This is a genomic window from Taibaiella koreensis (genome assembly GCF_003545715.1).
In the GTDB taxonomy this organism is placed as follows: domain Bacteria; phylum Bacteroidota; class Bacteroidia; order Chitinophagales; family Chitinophagaceae; genus Taibaiella; species Taibaiella koreensis.
In genome coordinates this window covers 55,041-77,780 of record NZ_QVNU01000005.1, presented here as the reverse complement: position 1 = coordinate 77,780, position 22,740 = coordinate 55,041, and the positions used below count along the sequence as shown (strand labels likewise).

General features: G+C 50.6%; 9 protein-coding genes. 2 read left to right on the top strand and 7 right to left on the bottom strand.

Annotated features, from left to right (window positions below; all coding sequences use genetic code 11):
* Positions 1-55: 55 nt before the first annotated feature.
* Entirely contained in the window at positions 56-6,568 is a 6,513-nt protein-coding gene (locus DZK30_RS16705; RefSeq protein ID WP_118975319.1) for an Ig-like domain-containing protein, read from the top strand.
* Positions 6,569-7,252: 684 nt separating this feature from the next.
* Here the strand turns inward: DZK30_RS16705 and DZK30_RS16700 are convergent.
* The 3 genes from DZK30_RS16700 to DZK30_RS16690 form a co-directional block, all read right to left on the bottom strand.
* Positions 7,253-9,202 carry an FG-GAP-like repeat-containing protein gene (locus DZK30_RS16700; RefSeq protein WP_162903167.1) on the bottom strand — a complete coding sequence of 650 codons (1,950 nt, stop codon included), beginning with the start codon at positions 9,200-9,202 and terminating at the stop codon, positions 7,253-7,255.
* Between the two features lie 308 nt (positions 9,203-9,510).
* Positions 9,511-11,007, bottom strand: a complete 1,497-nt coding sequence (locus DZK30_RS16695) for a T9SS type A sorting domain-containing protein (RefSeq protein ID WP_118975317.1) — start codon at positions 11,005-11,007, stop codon at positions 9,511-9,513.
* 106 nt (positions 11,008-11,113) lie between these two features.
* Positions 11,114-12,982, bottom strand: a complete 1,869-nt coding sequence (locus DZK30_RS16690; RefSeq protein WP_118975316.1) for a hypothetical protein — start codon at positions 12,980-12,982, stop codon at positions 11,114-11,116.
* 209 nt (positions 12,983-13,191) lie between these two features.
* Between DZK30_RS16690 and DZK30_RS16685 the strand changes: the two genes are divergently transcribed.
* Positions 13,192-16,176, top strand: coding sequence for a ligand-binding sensor domain-containing protein (locus DZK30_RS16685; RefSeq protein WP_118975315.1), 2,985 nt, complete (start codon positions 13,192-13,194; stop codon positions 16,174-16,176).
* Here DZK30_RS16685 and DZK30_RS16680 read toward each other — a convergent pair.
* From DZK30_RS16680 to DZK30_RS16665, 4 genes are all read right to left on the bottom strand, one after another.
* On the bottom strand, positions 16,139-16,774 hold the full coding sequence (locus DZK30_RS16680) for a response regulator transcription factor (RefSeq protein WP_118975314.1): 636 nt from the start codon (positions 16,772-16,774) through the stop codon (positions 16,139-16,141). The genes DZK30_RS16685 and DZK30_RS16680 overlap by 38 nt on opposite strands.
* A 384-nt stretch (positions 16,775-17,158) precedes the next feature.
* The gene (locus tag DZK30_RS16675; protein ID WP_162903166.1) at positions 17,159-18,085 is read right to left on the bottom strand and encodes a glycerophosphodiester phosphodiesterase family protein; all 927 of its coding nucleotides are present in this window, start codon (positions 18,083-18,085) and stop codon (positions 17,159-17,161) included.
* Between the two features lie 39 nt (positions 18,086-18,124).
* Positions 18,125-19,531 carry a RagB/SusD family nutrient uptake outer membrane protein gene (locus tag DZK30_RS16670; protein WP_118975312.1) on the bottom strand — a complete coding sequence of 469 codons (1,407 nt, stop codon included), beginning with the start codon at positions 19,529-19,531 and terminating at the stop codon, positions 18,125-18,127.
* Positions 19,532-19,562: 31 nt separating this feature from the next.
* Positions 19,563-22,727, bottom strand: coding sequence for a SusC/RagA family TonB-linked outer membrane protein (locus DZK30_RS16665; protein WP_118975311.1), 3,165 nt, complete (start codon positions 22,725-22,727; stop codon positions 19,563-19,565).
* Positions 22,728-22,740: the final 13 nt, after the last annotated feature.

Genomic DNA, 22,740 nt, shown 5'->3' with positions numbered 1-22,740 from the left:
TAATAAAATTTTAAAATTGCTATTGTATCTTCGCATTGTCAAGAAACCAATCGCGATGAATAAAATAACCACTTTGCTTCTGCTGGCATGTTGTATGCCAGGGATAGATCTTTATGCTCAGCCAGCTGCTCCGGGATTTACAGGTACCACTACCATCTGTACCGGCAATAGCACCTCGTTGACCGCAACCGGTGCGTCCGGCGCTACGTTCAGATGGTGGGATGCTCCTGCAGGGGGCAGCCTCAAAAGTTCTGTCGCAGGTTACACCATTCCCGTTCAGAATACAGTAGGCACTTTTCACTGGTATGTAGAGCAGACCGTTGGCGGCTTAACCAGCTCCCGGACGGATGTTGCTGTAACGGTGAACCAAACGCCTACGGTAACTGTAACACCGGTTAACCCTACTGCCTGCCTCGGCAGCAATACGACGTTGACCGCATCGGGCGCTACCACGTATACCTGGACGCCGGGCAATGCTACAGGCGCATCTATTGTGGTAAGCCCTGCTACCAATACTTTATATACGGCTACAGGTAGTGCCAACGGCTGTTCCGCTTCCGGGACTACTACTGTAAATGTAAATAAGACAACCGCATCTTCAGATGTAACGATATGCTATGGTGCTACCACCACATTGACCGCCTCAGGGGCCAGTACTTATGTCTGGAATCCTGGCAACCTCAGCGGCGCTTCCGTAAATGTGTCCCCTGTTGGCACCACGACTTATATTGTGTCGGGTACCGGCTCTGGCTGCACTACAACAGATACGGTGATCGTGACCGTACGCCCCAGCTTAGGCCTTACCACGGGTGGCGATGCTACCGTGACTGAAGGCGATATCTTTAATCTTACCTGTTCTTCCATTGCTACCGCTACCTATTCATGGTCGGCTAACCCGGGAAATATCGATGCCCCTGCCGGCAGCGCCCTTTCCGTAGTACCTACCCAAACGACCACCTATACTGTTACCGCAACAGACGGCAATAACTGTACGGCGCAGGCCACCTCCGTAATTACGGTCAGCAAGCTGGCGGCCGTTACTGGTAATACGACGATTTGCAGTGGTACCGCTACTTCATTGACCGCTTCGGGTACCGGGCCGTTTACCTGGTACGATGCCGCCAATGGCGGAACTTTACTTTCTTCCAATGCTACTTACAATACCGGTAATTTAAGCACAGATAAATCTTATTGGGTATCGGCCAACGGCGGTGCGCGTAAGGAAGTAAAAGTAAGTGTTGCCAGCACCCAGGCTGCCAATGTGATCGCAACACCTTCCTTGATCTGCGGTGGGGCTATCAGCCGTTTGTCGGCTGTCTACCTGGGACTTACCAGATGGTACGATGCGCCCACAGGAGGCAACCTGGTCGGGACTACGACTTCTGATACTTCATTGCCTGTGACACCTGCTGTAACCACAACTTATTATGCCGAAGGCGTTCCCTTGCAGTTCAGCCGGAGCTTTGACTATACCGGCGGCGTACAAACATGGACAGTACCGCCGGGCGTTACCAGTATAAACATAGACGCTTATGGTTCTGCCGGGGAACGGACATCTGCCGCCAAAAGTTACCGAGCCAAAGGTGGCCGCGTACAAACCGTGATGAATGTAACACCGGGACAGGTATTGAATATCTACGTAGGCGGACAAAGCAATTTTAATGGCGGCGGCGCCCGTATAATAGCCAATGGTAGCAGGGGTGGCGATGCCACTGATATCCGTATTGGCGGAACAGGCCTGCTGAACCGTGTGCTGGTAGCCGGCGGCGGCGGCGGTACCGGTAATAATTCTACCAACGGCGGCAACCTGAATAGTAATACCGGAAACGGCGGCGGCCTTACCGGGCAGGATGGCGGATACCAGGCTCTCGGTACCGGTGTAGCGCAGGTGGGCGGCGGCGCCACACAAAATACAGGTGGAAGCCCCGGCATTTTGAATGGCGTAACGACCGGGACTAACCTGGGACTTAAAGGCACTTTCGGACAGGGCGGACGTTCAGGAGCCTACTCCAGCCAGTACAATGGCGGTGGCGGCGGCGGTGGCTGGTATGGTGGCGGCGGCGGTACTGCCAGCGGCGATGGCGGTGGCGGCAGCAGCTATACCAATCCGATCTATTGCAATAATGTGATCCATACACAAGGGGCCTGGGATACGCTGGGTGTAGTGTTCATCAGCTATGGTATTGCCTGCGGCGCTACTACACGCGTGCCGGTAACTGTTACCGTCAATCCTACTTATATAGCTGTTGCTTCCGATACGCTGGCAAACGCTTGTGCGGGCAGCGCCATAGACCTGTATGCTTCGGGCCTGGCGCCGTCAAAAGAAGTAGCGACTTTTTCCGGTACGCAAAGCGGGGCCAGCAGTACTGCCAATATCACTTCCGTGGCCAATAATTTCACTATGGAATTCTGGGTGAAACCCAGCAATACGATAACGGCGATTGCGCCAGCGACAGGCGGTACATCGGGAACCAGCGGACAGTGCTTTGCGATTATGCCTTTCCAGAGTGGTACCAACGGCGGCGCCGGTGTCTCTGTAGGCACCAATGGTATCAACGTTTGTGAGCACGGCAATTCTTACCTGCCCTCCCTGCTCGCTTATAACGGAACGCTTCCTTCCAATGATTTTACCCATATAGCTGTCGTTTATACCAACAAACAACCCAGCTTGTACGTGAACGGCACGCTCGTAGGTACGGGGTTGACCAGTGCCATGCCTAATGTGTACCCGAGCATCGGTTCGGGCGGCATTGGCGGTTTCGGCGCTTTTACAGGTCAGCTGGATAATGTCCGTATCTGGAATGCGCCGCTTACAGCAGCGGAGATCATGGTTGCTAAGAATAAGTCAGATGTAGTTATTCCAGGTAAAACGCTTGTTGCCCGTTATTCCTTCAACGGCGGTTCCCTGGCCGACGATAAGGGAACGCCGGCGCAAGCTAACTGGAGCACCATCAGCAATACACAGCAACAGGACTATTACATGTACACCTGGTCGGGTACGGGCGCGATGCCTATCGCTTCCAATCTGGAAAAACAAACGACTACTGCCGCCGCCGGTACCACCATTTACAGTGTTAAGGTAAGCCGCGCGGGCTGTTCGGGCCTTGCCAGCGATACCGTTTCTGCTATAACTGATGCCAGTCCTGCCGGAACCATTACGGGCGCGGCTACTGTCTGCATGAATGCGACAGCTCCTTTCGTTACTTTTACGGGATCGGGTAGTACACCACCTTATACCTTTACTTATAACATTAATGGTGGTACCAATCAAACGATCACTACACCTGCAAACACCCCTATCCGTTACGTCCGTGTAAAACAAAACAGCACAGCGGCAGATGCCTACCTGCACCTGGCTGAATTACGCGCCATTGAAGCCGTAACGGGCAATAACGTAGCTCTTGGTAAAGGCGGAACAGCCAACAGTACCAATAGCCCGTACCCGATCACTAACCTTACCGATAACAATACGGCCAATTACTGGCACTCTCAGAACACCGGCGCTAACGAATATGTGCAGATCGATCTCGGCGCTGCTTATCTTCTCGATCACATAGAGCTGGTAAACCGCCAGGATTGTTGCTGGGAGCGTGAAGCCAATCTTCAGCTGATCCTTAGCGATGCCAGCAATGTGCAGTATTCTTCTGCTCCGATCAACGCCTATCAAAACCAGAACAACGGCTATACGACATCATGGCCGGTGACGCCGCCTTCTATCATAAAGGTTGCTGCACCCACAGCAACCTCAGGTAGCTATCAATACAATCTTGTCAGTGTAAAAAGTAACGCAGGCTGTGTTGCTACCGCAAGCGGCAATACTACGATCAACGTAAATGGCCTGCCTTCCGTAGCGATCGGCGCCAATCCGGGCAGCGAAATATGTGCCGGTACTACGCTAACATTAAGCACCACGGTTACCAATGGGGTTACACCATCTTATCAATGGTATAAAAACGCAACTGCAATGAGCAATGCGGCCGGTTTTTCTAACAATGCATTTGTCAATGGAGATTCTGTTTCCGTAATCGTGACCAATACTACAGGGGTTTGTGCCGCTTCGACAGCTAAGGCCTATATCAAGCTGAAAGTAAACCCTTATCCCGTGGTTACCCTTGCCGGCACAAATTGTACTGATGGCCAGCTGATGGCTATCGCAACACCGGTACCGGCACAAATACAATGGCAGTCGGGAAGCACCGTTGCGCAAACTAATGCGGCATGGCAAACCGGTGGCGCCACCGTCGCAGGAGGCTCTATGGGAAGCGGGCCTACGCAACTGAATAGCCCTAATCGCAGCTTTATTGATGCAGCGGGCAATATCTACATCGCCGATGCGGGCAACAACCGGGTGGTCAAATGGGCGCTGGGCGCATCTTCAGGTGTTGTTGTAGCCGGCGGTAACGGTCCGGGCAGCGGCGCCAATCAGCTCAATGGGCCGCAAGGTATTTATGTAGATGCAGCGCAAAACGTATATGTTGCCGATCTTAATAACCAGCGTGTACAGAAATGGACGCCGGGCGCCATCACAGGTACTACCGTTGCCGGTGTTACCGGAAGCGCAGGTGCCGCCCCTCATTTGTTGCGCGAACCTATAGGCGTGACGATGGATGCCGGCGGTAATCTATATGTGACCGAATGTTACAACCACCGTGTTTCAAAATGGCTGCCGGGTGCGACTTCGGGGGTTACCGTGGCTGGCAACAGCGCCGGTACCTCGGGTACGGCCAATACTTCGCTTAACTTTCCCTACGCTTCCCGTCTCGACGCAGCGGGTAATATCTATGTAGCCGACAATGCCAATAACCGGGTAGTGAAATGGGCGCCGGGCGCCAGTGCTGGTACGGTAATTGCCGGTAATGGCAGCGCAGGCAACAGTCCTGCACAATTGAATACACCCGCTGATGTTTATATCGATGGCACCGGCAACTTGTATATCTCCGACCTGAACAATCACCGGATCCAGCGATGGACACCAGGGGCATCGTCGGGTACTACCATTGCCGGAACAGGAATATCAGGCAACGGTGCAACACAATTAGCAACCCCGGCCGGCGTAATGCTGGATGCTGGAGGTAATATGTTCGTAACGGATAATGGTAACAACCGTATTCAAAAATATCTGCCGGCTACAGATACCAGCTATATACCGACCACTGCAGGCAGCTATACCGCCATCGTTACCAGCTTCGCCGGTTGCGCAACAACTTCAAGCCCCAAAATGGTGAGTCTTACTGCCAAAATCACAACAGAGCCTTTGGCTGGCACAACAGTATGTTCTTCTAACCCGATCGTATTAAATGCAACGGCAACCAATGCTACCGGTTATCAATGGCAAAAGGATGGCGCCGATATTCCATTGGCTACGTCGGCCCTGTTCAATAAGCCTGGTAGCACAAGTGCCGATGCCGGCGCCTATAGCCTTATTGCTACAGGTAGTAATGGCTGTAACGATACTTCGGCAAATAGTGTAGTCGCTGTAACGACGATGAGCAATAGCCTGCCCACGGCCAATGCTACAGCCAGCAATATGCACATAGACGGTATGGACTACAATTATGCCAACGCGAGCTGTCAGCCCATTGCTGCTATCGTGGATACAAACGGAGGCAATGTGCTGGGACAGGTCAATGCGGGTCTGGCCATTGATGGTACTGTACAGGCATTCAACGCCCGCCCCTATGTACAGCGCCACTACGATCTGCAACCCGCCAGCAATGGTACGGCAATGGTGAAAATATACGCCTTGCAATCGGAGTTTGATGCGTACAATACCTATATCGCCAGCCATTCTTCAGGCTGGCCTCTACTGCCTACAGGACCGGCAGATACTGCCGGCAAGGCCAATATCAGTGTGCTGCAATTCCACGGTCTGCCTTCTTCCGGTATCGATGGTCCTGGCGGGCAGTATGATGCAGCGCAGCAGGAGCTTGTTGCCAATAGCCAGATCACGACTACATGGAATGGCAATTACTGGACCCTTGCTTTCCCTGTTTCCGGCTTCAGCGGCTTTTTTATTACTTCCGGTACTAATACACCCTTGCCGGTTAGCCTGAAAGAGATCAGCGCTAAGAATATCGGAAGCCGCAACGAAGTAACCTGGTCTACCGCTAGGGAATACAATGTGGATCATTTTGAGGTAGAGCGCGGCTTTGATGCGAAGCACTTTAGCCGCATCGGCACGGTTCCGGCTAAATATCCTGACGGTGGCGGTTATCAGTTCATCGACGAGCAACCGGCAACGGGTGTTAATTACTATCGTTTAAGAATGATGGATAAAGATGGCAGTGGTAAGTACAGCAATATTGCGTATGCCGTTGTGAAGGAAGGCTTCTTCGTTGTTGAGGTTTATCCCAACCCTGCAAAAGCCAGGCTAACCCTGCATACTTCCCAGCCTGTAAGCGGCGCGGCTAGCATCCGGATCATGGATGTTTCCGGTAAACAACTGTATAAGACGGCGATGACAGGCTCTGAAATAGACATTCCGGTAAGTGAATTAGCCGCAGGCTATTACATCATCCAGTATCAGGACGATCTGCGCAGTCAAACGTTTAAGATCAGCAAGCAATAATCGTTCGCTACTTAATCTGTAAGAAAGGCTATCCGGGATGAAATGGAAAGAAATGCCACCAGGGAAAATAAAAGGTTAGATAGTGCAACCGTGATGGCAACATTCGATCTGCCGGACAAAGAAAAATGAGGCTGTCTCCAAAAGACCTCAAGCCTGTCACATTGAGCGATTCGAAATGTAAACAGGCTTGAAACATAATTTTTGCCGTATTTCGACTGCGCTCAATATGACAAAAATTATCCCTTTTGAGACAACCTCGTTTTTCTTTGTCGAAAAAATAGCGCTTGTTTTATGATCGCAAGGCATATACTCAAAAAAAAGCTACAATCAGCACCCATAGCTGATTGTAGCTTTTTTAATTCAATGTCGTTTTTAAGTATCTTTAAGAGGAAAAGCCAGGATAGTTAACCGCGAAGGACGCTAAGCTATACGCAAAGGACACAAAGTACTGATGCGAATGCTTCACCAGGAACATTTTCTCGCTATAGGGATATCCTGGTAGCTAACAACGGGCCTCAATCATCTGTACCCTTTAAGGCAATATCTTAAGTTGTTCAAAAGTATTTACATACGTTGAAAGAACACTATTCCCTTAATTTAAGGGATTGCCTTGCTGGGCAAAATTATAGATACCTTGTTCCTCAACTAAACGACATTGGCTTTTTAGTCCTCATTGCCGTTATTTTACAGGTGCTGCAAGCGTGCGGTATACTGTTTGCCGTTTTGAAGCATTACCAGGTAATAGCTACCTGAGGGCAATGTTGCCAGCGACAGTTGAGCAGAAGCAGCAGAAGCTTGCTTCCGGTATACTTCTTGTCCTATATTGTTATAAACGATTATAGTCGCCGTGCCGTTCCCCGGAAGCCTTACTGTTACTTCATTGCTGGCAGGATTGGGGTAGACGAGCATAGCGGCCGGCCCGTTGATGAGCAGCGATCGTACGGGGCTAACTGTTTGTTTGCCGTCGATGTCCGTTTGTATCAGCCGGTAATAATTTTTTTCCTGGAGGACCTGTGGGTCCGAAAAATGATAGTTGACGATACCGGTACTATTGCCGGCCGCTTTAACCTTCCCGATAGCAGACCAGCTGATGCCGTCATTGCCGTATTGTATGGTAAAATCACGGCTGTTCCTTTCCGTAGCGGTTTGCCATTCCAACAGGGCTTTTTCGCCGGAAAGGCTTACCGTAAAATCAATCAGCGTTACGGGTAAGGGAGCTGTTGTCGTAAAACGGAGGAAATTATTTTGGGTGTAAGGAACCCTTATGTTCTTTTGGGGATCAATGTAGCCAAAGATCAGACCTTCATCCACGTCTGCAATGGCATTGCGGTCAAAGGTGATATAATAGGTTGTATTGGCGGCAAGGTCGGCTGGCGGATTAATGGTGAGGATAGCTGTTCCCGTTCCTGTTACGGCAGCGCTATTGGCCGCTATTGTCTGCACCGCGACGGCGTCTGAAAGCCGACGGATGTAAATATTACCGGTCCCTGCCGCAACGGCCTCGCTAAAGGTTAACGTCATATTACCGTTGGTGGCAAAATTCGTTGCATTATTGGCGGGTATGCTGGTAATCAGCCGTGGGGCCTCGCCGGATCCTCGTAGATAAACATCGCCGCCGGCGCCATTAACCCGGCACCATATATCCAAGTCGCCGTCGCCGTCAAAGTCGGCAGCGGTAGTTTCGGCATTGTATAATGTAAAGCCTGCCGGTGTGCTGGCCGTAAAAGCAGCAAAAGGATTAGTAGCCGGTGTGCTGAAAGCACCTGTACCACTGTTCTGCAGATAGGTAATACTACCCGCTACACCCGAGCCAACGGCAATATCCACATAGCCGTCCCCATTGAAGTCGGCGACTTGCACCAGTGCAAATCCTGCGCCGGCAAAGTCATAAAAGGGCGTTTGGCTGCTGTAAGCGCCATTGTCGTTCCTAAGGTAAACATCGCCGCCGGCGCCATTGACCCGGCACCATATATCGGGGTCGCCGTCGCCATCGTAATCGGCAACACTCGTGCTGGCATTGTTTAAAGTAAATCCCGCCGGTGTGCTGGCTGTAAAGGCAGCAAAAGGATTGGTAGCCGGTGTACTGAAAGTGCCGGTACCACTGTTCTGCAGGTAGGTAATGCCGCTGCCTACGCCTGTGCCAACAGCAATATCCACATAGCCATCCTTGTTAAAATCGGCAACTTGTACCAGCGCAAATCCGGCGCCGGTAAAGTCATAAAAGGGTGTCTGGCTGCTGTAGACGCCATTGTCGTTCCTGAGGTAAACATCGCCGCCGGCGCCATTGACCCGGCACCATATATCGAGGTCGCCGTCGCCATCGTAATCAGCAACAGTGGTGCTGGCATTGTTCAGGGTAAATCCAGCAGGTGTGCTGGCTGTAAAGGCAGCAAAAGGATTGGTCGCCGGTGTGCTGAAAGTGCCGGTACCACTGTTCTGCAGGTAGGTAATGCCGCTGCCTACTCCCGTGCCAACAACAATATCCACATAGCCGTCCTTGTTGAAATCGGCAACTTGCACCAGCGCAAATCCGGCGCCGGTAAAGTCGTAAAAGGGCGTCTGGCTGCTGTAGGTCAATTGTCCAAAGGCCATTGGGCCCAGTACCCAAACCGGGAAAAAGAATGCGATGGACAAACGAACTCTCTGTAAAAGTGTAAAGGGGTTGGTCATGAGCTGAAAAATAGGCAGGAGGCCCTGCGCGGAAAATTGGTTAATTGGTTGTCCCCGCAAATGTAAAGCGAAATATGATGTATCCGGTATTTCTTCCATACTTTAACCTCGACGGTAACTGTTTTTATTCCGGAAAAAATAAATGAGGAATGCCGGGGTAGCGTTACTGTACAGCAGGCTACCAACCAATGAGAAATCGGACCTATATCATAAAACGGCAAAACCCTTTACAGGAAAGGGTTTTGCCGTTTTATAACCAATAGTGCCGCACTTTACCTTTTCACGATCTTATAACTATGGATCTCATTTCCTTTTACGATGCGGATAATATACATGCCCGCTGTTAACCGGTCTACATGTAGCCGGTATTGCAGGTGTTCCTTGTCTACCGGCACAACTATTTTTTGTCCCAGCGCGGTCAGCAAGTCAATTGCGGCTCCCTCATACCGTTGGGGCAGACGCACCTGTATATCGTCGCTGCTGACGGTAGGGAATATCTGAATGTCATCCCTGCCAGAACAAGATACCTCGGCTGTTTTTATACCGGAGTAGCTCCTTTTCCCATCTTTATCTACCTGTTGTATACGGTAGTAATTCCTGCCGTTGAAGGGCTGCTCATCCGAAGCGCTGTAGCTATTGGGTTCTGCACTGTTGCCGGCCCCCTGCATCTTCGCGATCGCGTCGAAGGTGCGACCGTCACGACTACGTTCTACCAGGAAATAGTCGTTATTGATTTCCTGCGCAGTTTGCCAGCCTATAAGCACCCTGCAGCCTTGCGCAGCGACATTAAAAGCGCTGAATGTAACCGGCAAAGGTGTGCTGAGGCTACCTATCGCAAGTGCTGTAATATTGACGCCAGCCGGTATGGTACCGCTCAGGCTGTTGTTTTCCAGGTTGCCTGTAGCTGTAGCCGATCCGCTCAGATCGATCCATTGGGTACCATCCCAGCCGGCCAGCCTCAGATCGGTGCTATTGCCGAAGCCACCGATATCGGGTATGGATACCGTTACGGTAATACCATCATCGCTGCCGCTCACAGGTATCCAGTCCCAGAAACCGGCTTCGCTGATGGATTGTAGTGGCGCTGCTACTGCAGTAATGCTGTGTGTGCTGCCGTCGGAGGGGTCGGCAATGGTACCGGGACTACCGGCAAACCAGGCGGTGCTGAGCTCGGTGGGCGCTGCAGGAGCTGTAATAGAAACTGTGCGCAGATCGGTGCCACTGCCTACCGGGAAGATAAACGCGGTAGTGCCGGCCTTGCTCACATAGCCGTCTACATGCTGGGCATCGGTACCCGCACCGGTATAGGTGGCGCCGGCGGCAAAATGAACCGCGCCGGCGCTGGTATTGCTGCGCACTGTGGTGGTGATCCCATTGTTAAACTGGAGCTCGTTGCTCACCTGTATGCCCTGGGCATTGGTAATGGCCATAATATTACCCGCCCCGATATTGAATTGTGCATCGTAAAAAGAAGGCGCTGAACTGCCGCCTATAGTATTGCTGCCGGTACCGGCAAACAGATCCAGGCTGCCGGCAGATGTCCAGCTGCCGTCGTTTTGCAGCAGGTTGTTGCCGTGCTCATAGGTGGCGTTGCCCGAAAGGCTCACAGCACCATCTGACAGCACGATGGTGCCGTCGGGCGAATAGTCGCTGTTGTAACCGCCAACGACGCTATAGGGCGCATTGCCGCCACCATAAGTTGTGGTTTGCGCTTGTAGTCCATCGGCCCCAAGAGCCAGTGCTATAGCTATGAATAAATGTTTTTGCATGATAGATTTTTTAAGAAGCCCCGGATGTATGGAACACACGAAGCCATGAGCTATATGGATCAGTAATTTTTGCCGCCCGTGCTCCGGTAGGAATGCGGACACATCCTTAATTTATCGGAATGGCATAGATCTGGTTTTCGGACCATTGGTTGGCGCCAATTCCGTACAGCGTCGGTGTAAAGCCATTGCTCTCCACCTGACCTACGATGTAGTAATAGGTCTTAGGTGCATTGGTTGCATTCGTAATGGTTACGGCGCCATGCAGCATGCTATAGCGCATACCGGAGCTGATTGTACCGCTGATAAGGACATTGTTTCCTACCAGATCTGCACTTGATCCTCCGGTAGGAGTATCTGCAAAGCTCGTCCGTACCCATAGGCTCTGATCAGCGGGTACGAAACCCGAAGAGGGTGCACTGATAGCAACAGTGGAAAGGATCATGTCGGCAGTAACTACATAGGTGCTGTTGGCAGGTAGTGTGATCGTGGCGCCGGTATTGAGCCAACTGGCTCCAACGGCTGCCGTTACATCTACGCCATTAGGTACAAGTATTCCCTTTATAAGCTGCACAGCAGGAGTTAACACGGAAACCGTGCCGCTGTTCAAAGAAAGGCCTGAGCCGAGTGTTATATTGCCTATATTACCTGTAGCATCCCGACCGGTAAGGCTGGTCATGGTATTGCCGGGAGCGCTTCCCCCAACACGGACTGTACCATTCACATCAAGTTTCGCAGCAGGTGTACTGGTACCGATACCCACATTACCATTACCTGTGATGCGCATCAGTTCCAGGGTGCTGGTATCGGTAGCGCCGGCAAAGAATGCCTGGTCATCAGCAGTGCTGTTTACCTGGTGGCGCATCAGGTGATTTTCCACGCCAAATCCGAAGAAGCGGTTAGGATTAGCAGTACCGGGATCTCCGTCCCACAGCACCACTTTGCGGGGCTGCAGCGCATTATTAAGCTGCAATTGCGCTGTAGGCGCCGCCACGCCAATACCTATATTGCCATCGGTTGTGATGCGCAATTTCTCCGTATTGTTGGTGCGCATGATTAGCGGCTGTGCATCGGTGGTACCCAGGAAATCAATAGTGGAATCGGTACCTGCATTTCCGGTCAGTCCCCATCCGGGTTGGGTCGCAGCGGCAGCGAGTGTACCGCCGCTGAGTGTCAGGCCGGCGCCCAGCGTTACATTGCCTATATTCCCGGCAGTATCACGGCCGGTGATTGCAGTCGGGGTACCTGTACTGCTGCTGATACGGGCTGTACCATTAACATCAAGGTTCGCAGCAGGTGTCGATGTTCCGATCCCTACATTACCATTACCCTTTATGCGCATCAACTCAATAGAAGTGCTATCTGTTAGCCCACCAGTATAAAACACATGATCATCGCCGGGCTGATTCACCTGGTAAGCAAACTCGTGATTCAGCACACCAAATCCAAAGTAACGGTTGGGATTATTGGCGCCGCCATCCCAAAGCACCACTTTACGTGGCTGTATGCTATTGTTGAATTGCAATTGCGCTGTAGGCGCCGCCACACCGATACCCACATTGCCATCGGTTGTGATGCGCAATTTCTCCGTATTGTTGGTGCGCATGATCAGGGGCTGTGTATCTGTAGTGCCCAGGAAGTTGGTTGTGGAATCGGTTCCGGCGTTGCCGCTGGTGGTCCAGGCATTGCTGCCACTGGAAATGCTCCAGATAGGCGCCGCGGGTGTTCCGGTATTCACCTGCAATTGGTTGCTCGTCGTGTTGTAGATCATTAAACCCGTAGCCGGACTTACAATGGCATCGCGTTGTGTTGTGGTCAGTCGCGGAAACAGCACGCCTTTATTGTTGCCGGCGCCGCCGGTTACCTCGAGCATAGCACTGTTATCGGGCGCTCCTGCTCCGCCGATCTTGGTCTGGGCCTTTGCTTCAATGCAGGCCAGCGCTAGTGCCCCGGCCATCAGGATGTAAGTTTTTTTCATTCTTAATTTGTTTGGTTCAGGCCGATATTGGCACAGCAAAGTTGTCGCCTCCTCTTAAAACGATTTGTATCAATAGCATACCAATGTCAATGGCATTCCTGAGATTTCGGCAGCAATAAGCCTTATACAACCTTGTATCCATTATTGCTACAAATGGGTAGTAAATCAGCAAGGCCTGCTTACCTTTGCGTTACCACAGCCATAACCAAATGCAAAAAACCGTAGCGTTCCTATTGGTCTTTCTCCTGAATGCCTTTTACCTGTGTGCTCAGCAGCAGCCGGCATTCAGCGTTACGCATTATACCAATGAGAATGGTTTGCCACAGAATAGCGCCGATGATGTAGAGCTGGACAAAAACGGCTTTTTGTGGATAGCGACCGAAGGCGGTTTGGTCCGTTTCGACGGACAAAAATTCAAGCTGTATGACCGCGAGCATTACCCCATATTGACCTCTAACCGTATTCCGCTTGTCTGCCGGGCGAAGGATGGCTCTATCTATTTCAGAGACGAGCACCGGTATATCTACACTTTTGATACCTATGGCCAACCTGTTGCCGTTTCAGATAGGAAGCTTGAAGAAAGCGTCAATCCACCGGGGCTTCGTTACTTCAAAATGGGCGTTAAAGAAGTCAGGTTCGTACGTGCCCGGGACGAGCGCCTGTTGTGGCGTTTGCCGGTTCCCGATATAGACCCTGATCAAAAAGGCGGGTATGGCAATTGGGGCGGGAAGCTATATTACTGGAGTACCGGCGGGGGTATAGGTTCTGTAGACAGCCAGCAGAAAATAAGAAAGGTAAAACTGACAGGGGCGATAGGACAGGTAACGGTTTCGGCAGCTGATCCGATACCGCATAAACTGATACAGCAAGGTGACAAGCTATATATTTTGCTGGGACCCGATATATACCGGGCTGAAGTATCGGGTGAGGATGAGTTACACTGTCGCCTGGAGCTGACAGTAGGAGACATTCCCGGAATAAGGACCTACCGCGATTATCCCGAACTGAACCTTAAAGTAGTAGGTTCCTTAACACATGGCCTGTACCTGTTCCGGGAAAAACAATTCCGGGTACTAACGATCGGGACCGAATCCCAGAGCTTTTATCCACAAGCCTTGTACCGGGATTCCGGAGTCATTACGCAGATGGGGATTGCATTTTCTTCCAGATCTTATGATCATCCGTTGCTCCGGCATGATGGGGGCTTCAGAAGCCTGCTGCGGGATAGCCGCGGTCACTACTGGATGAATGCCGTATACGCTTATGAGCACCATATCATCGAGCTGGATACGGCGCTCCGTTTGCTCAAGAAAATACCGATAAAGGACGAGTGTGCAGGCTGTTTCAGGGAAGCACCCGACAAAAGCATCTGGATATCCTCCGCGCAGGGCGACAGGATCGGTACGCTAAAGGGAGATACCATACAATGGCTGAGTACGCGCCTGCGTGATAAGGCTATTGCCTATTTCCTCCATGAGAATAACGATATGATCTGGATTGCCGGCGATAAGACATTGCTGAAGCTCAATGTCCGCACGGGCAAAGAGGTCCATTTCAAAGCCCTGGAATCCTACATGATAGAGACCTTGTACCTGGATCCCCAAAAGATATTGTGGATCGGTACGACAGGCAATGGTTTTTTTGCTTTGAAAGACAATAAGGTTTATCCCTTTCCCCTCGACCAGAAGGGCTATCTGAAAAATACCCATACTTTCCTGGAGGATAAAAGCGGCTTTATGTGGATGAGCTCCAACAACGGCTTGTTCCGGTGCCGGAAGCAAGACCTGCTGGACTACCTCGGTAAAAAGAGCAGGAATGTATACTATCAGTATTTCAGTAAAGAATCGGGGTTCAATACCAACGAATTCAATGGTAACTGTATCCCTTCCGGTATTATATTAGGAGATGGCCGGTTTTCATTGCCATCTCTGGACGGGCTGGTGCAGTTTTATCCGGACAGTATAAAGAAGGAAAGCCCTGTATATGGTGTATTTATAGACCAGCTCTCTGTTGATGGAAAAGAGCAAGCGCTGAGCCGGCCGCTTATTTTGGAACCCTCTTTCAAACGCCTGGAGATAGCCTTGAGCGCCCCGTTTTATGGTCATCCCGACAACCAGATACTGGAATACAATTTACTGGGTTTCGACAATAACTGGTACCCGGTCAAGAACGATCGTGTGATCTCTTTGAATACGCTGGCCTACGGCCATTATGTATTGCAGCTCAGAAAAAAAAGCGGTTTTGAAAAAGGTGACGACCGGGTAATTATAAAATCCCTGACCTTTACCGTAACGCCTTTTTTTTACCAGACCTGGCTATTCCGTATAGGGCTTATTCTAGCTTTATGTTTGGGGGTTTGGGGCTTCATCAAAGCCCGCTATGCTTATCTTACTGCGAAAAACAGGCAGCTGGGAGAAGAGGTCAATGCCCGTACGGTCAGCCTGCGCAATGCCAACCGGCTCAAAGAGAAAATGCTGCTGATGGTGAGTCACGACCTGCAATCGCCTTTGCATTTCCTCGGTTACCTGTCGCAGCTCAACTATGATGTGCTGCAGGGGCAGCAACACGACAAAGCCTCTGAGATAAGCCTTGAAATTAAAAATACTTCCGGCAAGATATTTTCGTTCGTCGAGGAATTCAAGCTCTGGGCACGGGTACAGGACGAAGCCTACAAGCTAAGGTCGGAAGCCATAGCCTTGCATAGGTTACTGGAGGAATTGCTGGCCTTTTTTAAAGAGCTCTGTGCATTGAACGGCAACGATATGCTGCTCCAGGTAGATGAACGTATAGAAGTACAAACAAACCGGTCTTTGCTGAAAGCCATTCTGCGCAATATCCTGGACAATGCCAATAAAAATACCCGTAACGGAACCATAACGATCTCCTGTATCCTTTCGGAGGAGCATCTGGGGAGCATCGTGATCACAGACACAGGCAACGGTATACCTGCTGCTGAGCTGCAAAGGATCGAGCGGCTTATAGCCGCCTCACCGGGGGACAACTCGGCGGAGCCCGATGCCAGCCTGGGATTCCAGTTCATCGCCGATTTTACCTCCCGCATCGGGGGCAGGCTGGAAATCCAAAGCCGTAAAGGGGAGGGCACAACCATAGCTATAAAGAACCTGCAAATATCGGAGAAGGTTATATCCGGATCGCCTATTGTCCCGGAACAGGATAAGTTGAAGCAAGTGTAACCAACTGTTTGCGGCTCGTAATGTGCAGCTTTTCAAAGATGCGGTGCTTCAGCGTGCTGACGGTACCGTATTGTATTTGCAGCGCTTCTCCGATCTGCTTGGGTGACAGATCCTGCAGCATCAGCGTCGCCACCTGGAACTCCCTTGGGGTAAGGCGTTCAAAGGGATTCAAAGGCTTTTTTTCGAGCGACGATTCGATCAGCAGATCAGCCAGTTCACTACTGATATATCTTTTACCCGACAGTACCATGCTTACAGCCTGTTCCAGCTCTTCCTTGGGAGCGTCCTTCTTCAGGTACCCTTGCGCCCCGAGCTGGATGGTACGCAGGCCATACAGGGCCTCTTCATTCATCGAAACCACAAGCACTTTGGTCTCACTGTGAAAGCTCCTGATAAAGTGCAGCAGGTTATTGGTATCTGTATTGGGCATGATGAGGTCGAGAAGGATCAGCTCATAGCTGTTCTCCCGCATCCGGGCCATAACATCTTCACCATGGGAGGCCTCATCGACGGTGCAGCCGGGAAACGATGTTTCCAGCATCATTTTTAGCCCAAAACGCACAATAGAATGGTCATCTGCGACCAGGAAGCGCTTCATGTATTGGTTTATTTAGCCCGAAGGTATAAGTTTGATAAGAGTTCCTGCGTGCAAACAATAAGTACCGGAGGTTTTAACATTTTATTGGCCAGTGGTTAATCCCCGCTCTTCAGAAAAACGGTCACGTCGCGGATGCAACAACTACCGTAGCTTGGTGAACCGGCCACTTATAAAAAACAAGCTCTTATCAGGAGCTTGTTTTCGTGACTATATTGGTACAAGAAATAAAGTGCGCTCCGATCCTTTGAGCCTGTCAGAGAGGAAATGGTGCTTCGACGAGCTCAACAACCATCGTCGGAACAAATTTACCCCGTGTTTCCTATATCAGGATAATCAGATTCATTTTTATGGTCTATTCCTGCTTCATGGTTATTGGTCCGGTGATCAATCGTGCAATCGTTTCCGGCGCAGGTATTCCAGCAGCTCGTGCGGCCGGTCGGTTTGGATCGCATTGGCTCCCAGCTGTAAAAGATAGCCCCAGTTTGCATCAGGATCCGACATCGCATTTTCATCATCGTGGCCGGCGTTTTGGGACGCCCACAAAGCATTGAGCCATACGGTAACCCCTTTAGCCCTGACACCTGGAATACATTGCGTTACTACTGGTGAGTGCTCTTTATCAAAGCCCAGCTCAAAGCCGGCAGGACGATAGTGATTGAAAAAGCCATCGATCAGATTTAATGGCGCCTGATCGCCTTTAGGATTGCCTTCAAAGGAACCCGGGCTGATCATCGCGATATAATGGATACTATCCATTACGGGGCCAAACTTCTTGCGTAATTCGGGCAACGGAAGATTGCCTTTAAATAGGCCTTGTTCTACTGTTCCGGTCTTTTTGAGCACGGCGTATACATCCGGAATAATATCCCAGCATTTGTCCAGGTTGATTAAGATCGGTTTGCCTTTGACAGCAAGCATGAAAGCTTCAAAGGTGGGGATATGCTCTTCCGTCGGGCCGCCATGGCCCTGCCTCAGCGTAAGCTCCATTAAATAATCCCAGGTGAGCTCGCTCACCAATCCTTTTCCTGAAGTAGTACGGTCAATCTTCTGATCGTGCATCAGGATCAATACACCGTCTTTTGTTTTGACCACATCGGTCTCCATAATGTCCACACCCATTTCAAGACACAAGTTGAGGGCATGTATCGAATTTTCGGGCGCGTTTCGCCAGTCGCCGCGATGCGCCGCTACCAAAACGTAGTTATTGCCGGGATGCAGGAACCGGTTTAAGATATTCTGCGGTGTTTTTGTTCCCTGTGCGAAAAGTGCACCAGCCTGCAGAAAGGCAATAAGTAAAGCGATTTTTTTCATTGAGCTGTTTTGTTTTAGCATCGTTGTCGTAAAGTGTAATTAGTAACCCTCATTTTGCCTGATGGCGGGATCGGTATTGACCTGATCCTGCGGCACAGGCATCAGGAGATTATGGTTGTCTATCCGTATATTAATGGCCTGACTGGTGAACCATGCATTCATGACAGAAACAGCATTGCCCTTGCGTAGCAGATCAAACCAGCGATGCCCTTCGCCTACCAGCTCCAACTGACGTTCCAATGCGATCTCAGCGCCCAGCAGGGTAGGGTCGGTCGACTCATAATCTGACAGACCGGCCCTGCTTCTCACCTGGTTCAGGGCCGCCAGGGCACTACCAGCGTTACCCAGCTCATGATAAGCCTCCGCGAGCATCAGCAATACATCGGGATAGCGCAATACGACAAAATCACTCCCGCCATCGATCAGGTTGGCCGTGTTCGGAAAATATTTTTTGCAGTAGGGTACCCCTTGCTTCGTCGTGTCTACATAAACACCTTTCCTGGTATCGCCTGCCCCGTATAGTTTATAGAGAGAAAGGTTGGGCAGGTTGTGCCCTTTTGCCCCGCTTTCAAAACCGGAAGGACTGAATTGTTGCTGCATGGCGCTTCCTTCGGTACCACCATTAACACCGGAAGCGAACTGGACCGCGAAAATGATCTCTGCATTATTTTCATTGTTCAGGGCAAAGACCTTATCCGGCGATGTCATAAGACTGTGCTGTCCGGAGGATACCACATCCTGGAGCACATTGACAGCATCTTGGTATTGGCCCCGGGTCAAATAGACCTTTCCCAGTAAAGATTGTGCGGCCGATCTCCTGGCGCCGCCTGTCTTGTCTGCTTTAAGCGGCAATTGTGTTATAGCGTCTCTGAGGTCATTGATGATTTGCGCGTATACGGAATCCTTTGGCGTTCTGCCCTGGCCGAAATAGGTATTGGGATCGGTGGTTTCCTGTGTTACCAGCGGCACATCGCCATAAACATTTACCAGGTTGAAATAGAGCAAGGCCCTGATAAATTTCATCGCTCCCATTCTTGCTGTTTTGGTACTATCACTCTGATAGGCGATAGTACCGATCCTGTTGAGCACTACGTTGGCGCGCTGAATAGCAACATAGGCATCTTTCCAGTTTTGCGACAAAATACCATTGGATGGAATGGTGGAGAAAAGATCGAGCTGGCCTGCCCATCCGTTATCGTTTGCAGGTACCTGGTCCCAGGTATTATCCGATGGCAGCTCGCCAAGACAGGGCAGGTACTGCCCGTAAAGGCCCTGTGCCTGCAGGCCTGCGTATACGGAATTGACATATTCTTCCGACTCACTTTCGGTAGTGAAGAAGTTGTTCAGCACCTTTGAGGTGTTGGGGATCTGTGTCAGTTCTTTGGTACAAGCCGTGGCCACAAGCACAACGGCGATCAGAAAAAGCAGTAGGTTCCGGTTTTTCATTTTGTATCTTTTTATTTGAGGATGCTAATGATTAAAACGTAAGATTAAAGCCCAGGATATAGGACTTGGCAATGGGGTAATTGCTGTAAGCAAAGCCTGAAGTCAGTACATTATCGGTGGTAGTGCCATCGGGGTTAAATCCACGATAACCGGTAAATGTAAATGGGTTGTTTGCCGAAGCATACACGCGCAGGCTCCTGATCACACCCGATCTGATAGCAAACTGGTAGGCCAGCTGTATATTTCTGATACGCAAATAATCACCATTGTATATAAACTGATTGCTCGCCTTTGCATTCAGGCGGTTCGCAGAGAGATTGGTAGTAGGTCTCGCCAGCGTGCCGTTGGGATTATCGTTGGGGTCCCAGCGGTTATTGAAGTAGTACTCATCGGCCAACCCAAAGGATTCGCCCGATTCCATAGACCATAAACCGGCATCATAAATTTTCCTTCCTGCAATTCCGTTCAGCCCGATGCTCAGCTCAAAGTTGCCATAGCTGAAGGTACTTTGGAAGCCATACACCAGCTTAGGCGCATAAGTACCGAAACCTGTTCTGTCTGCCGTCGTGATCTTCCCGTCGCCATCCAGGTCCTTCATGATATAATCTCCCACTACCGTACCATCTGTATGCGGTGAGCGATCGATCTCTGCCTGGGATTTATAGATCCCGATCACATCGTAGCCATACATCTCAGCAATGGGGCCGCCCACCTTGGTCAGGAAAGCACTGTTGGAACCTGTGATGATTTGTGTCTGGCCCGGCGCCAAAGCAAGCACTGTATTCTTGTTGGTGGTAAGGTTGGCGCTAAAGGACCAATTCACTTTTCCCAGGTGAATATTGCTGCCCGAAAATTCAAATTCAAACCCGGTATTACGCACCTTGCCCAGGTTTTGCAAAGAGCTGGTATAGCCCGATTGAGCCGGTACCGGAACATTCAGCAACAAGTCGGAGGTGACTGTGTTGTAGAAATTGGCCGATAAGGTAAACATATGAAAAGTAGCCAGGTCGAAACCCAGGTTGAGCGATTGTTTGCTTTCCCAGCCCAGGTTGGCATTGGGCGCTGCCGAGGCCGCATATCCGGGCGCTAGGTTGCCGCCATAAACATAGTTATCCGGGTTGACCAAAGCCAGGGCGCCATAAGAGCCGATCTGGTTATTGCCGGCCTTGCCCCAGGATGCCCGTAGCTTCAGCTGATCCAGCCAGGTACATTTTTGCAGAAAGTCTTCGTTGCTGATGATCCAGCCACCGGTGATCGAAGGGAAATTCCCATACTTGCTTTGGGAGCCGAAACGGGAAGAGCCGTCGCGCCTGATCGCCGCTGTCAGCAGGTACTTACCTTTATAGGCGTACTGGAACCGGGAAAAATAAGATAGCTGTGCCCAGGTATAACCCGTTTTTACCACCGAATAATTGGCAGCGCCGGCGATATTCTCCAGGTTATCGTCGGGGATACTGGAACCGTTGATCAGGGTGCTGTTCCCGTTTTCCTTCTGGAAGGAGTAGCCCGCAAGGATATTGATATCGTGATGGCCAAATGTTCTGGCGTAGGTCAGGGTATTTTCCGAAATATAGTTCCATACATAACCATCCGTTTCCGAAGCTACGGCGGGTTTAGGCGCTGTAGTGCGATACGCGCCTACTGTTGAGGGGGAGAAGTAGTTGATGTAGCTGGATTGGAAATCGCCGCCCAGCAAGGTTTTAAACGTTAGCCCATCGATGATCCTGAATTCAAGGAAGGTATTGCCGAAATTCCTGAAGAAATTCCGGTTATAGGTATTCATCTTTAAAATGGCCACGGGGTTTTCCATCAGGGCGCCGTCTTCCGGCGTGTTGGCCTTGATTTGCTTGCTGATCGCCAGGCTCCCGTCGTCGTTATAAGGACTGAACATCGGATACATGACCAACGCAGAGCTAATGGGATCGGTACTCCGGTCGGCGTTGTTGTTGAAATACTTTTGCTGATTGTAGGATGGGACCATACTCAGGCCGGCTTTCAACCAGCTAAACGGATGCGTATTTACTTTTATATCGGCACTATACCGTTTCAGGCCGGTATTCAATACGATGCCTTGCTGATTAAAGTAATTGGCGGAAAGGTAATAATTGCTTTTAGTGCCGGTACTGCCCGATATGCCCAGGGTATAGCTATTGATAGGCGCCGTTTGCGTGATCGCATCCAGCCAATCGGTATTGGTTAAGCCCGGCTGATTGGCCAGGTAGGGGTCCATATAGTTAAGCCTGTAATCCCTCGCTGTAGCCCCATTGGCCTTACGGGTAGCCACGTCATCATCCAGGTTTCTTTTTTTAGGATCTTTGGAAACATATCCCCAATTCCGCGCTTCGGTAGAATACTGCGCATATTGATAACCGTCAATCAGCTTCACTTTATCTGCCCTTTGCTGAAAGCCGGAGTAGGCATCAAAGCTAATGGTGGTTTTGTCTTTCTGTGCGCTTTTCGTGGTGATCAATATAACGCCGTTGGCCGCCCTGGAACCATAGATGGCCGCGGAAGAAGGATCTTTAAGGATGTCCAGCGTTTCAATATCCTGTGGGTTAATGGCGTTGAGAGAGCTGCCTTCGCTCAGCGGAAAGCCATCGACCACGATTAGCGGATTGGTGCCCGCAGTCAAGGTACTTACACCCCTGATGATGATCTGTGGGTCGGTACCAGGCATAGCCGAGGCCTCGTTGATGGTGACACCGGCTACTTTGCCGGCCAGCTGCGAAGCAAAGCTACTCCCGGGATATTTATTCAGCTCCGCCGATTTGATCTGTGAAATGGCGCTGGTTACCCTCGACTTGCTTTGCGTACCATAGCCTACTACCATTACATCGCCGAGCGCTTTGTTCGAAATCTTCATTCTTACCAGCAAAGAATTGTTGTCCCCGGCATTTACCTTAAAATTTCTGACGGTATCATTCTCATAGCCTATTGTCGTGAATATAAAATTATAAGAGCCGCCGGCTTCAATATTGTCTAAAGTAAAGGTCCCGTCTCCCTCCGACATGGCATTTAATTGCTTATTGTCGGCATTACTGGTAATGGAAATAGTCACGCTAGGCATGCCTGATCCTTTTTCGTCGAGGATGGTTCCCTTTACTTTGGTCTGGGCAAAAGCCGGGCCACTCAAAAGCAATAGCGGGAATAGCCACCTGACGCTTTGCCTGCCGGTCTCGTAAAATTGTTTTTTCATAAATGTACCTGCT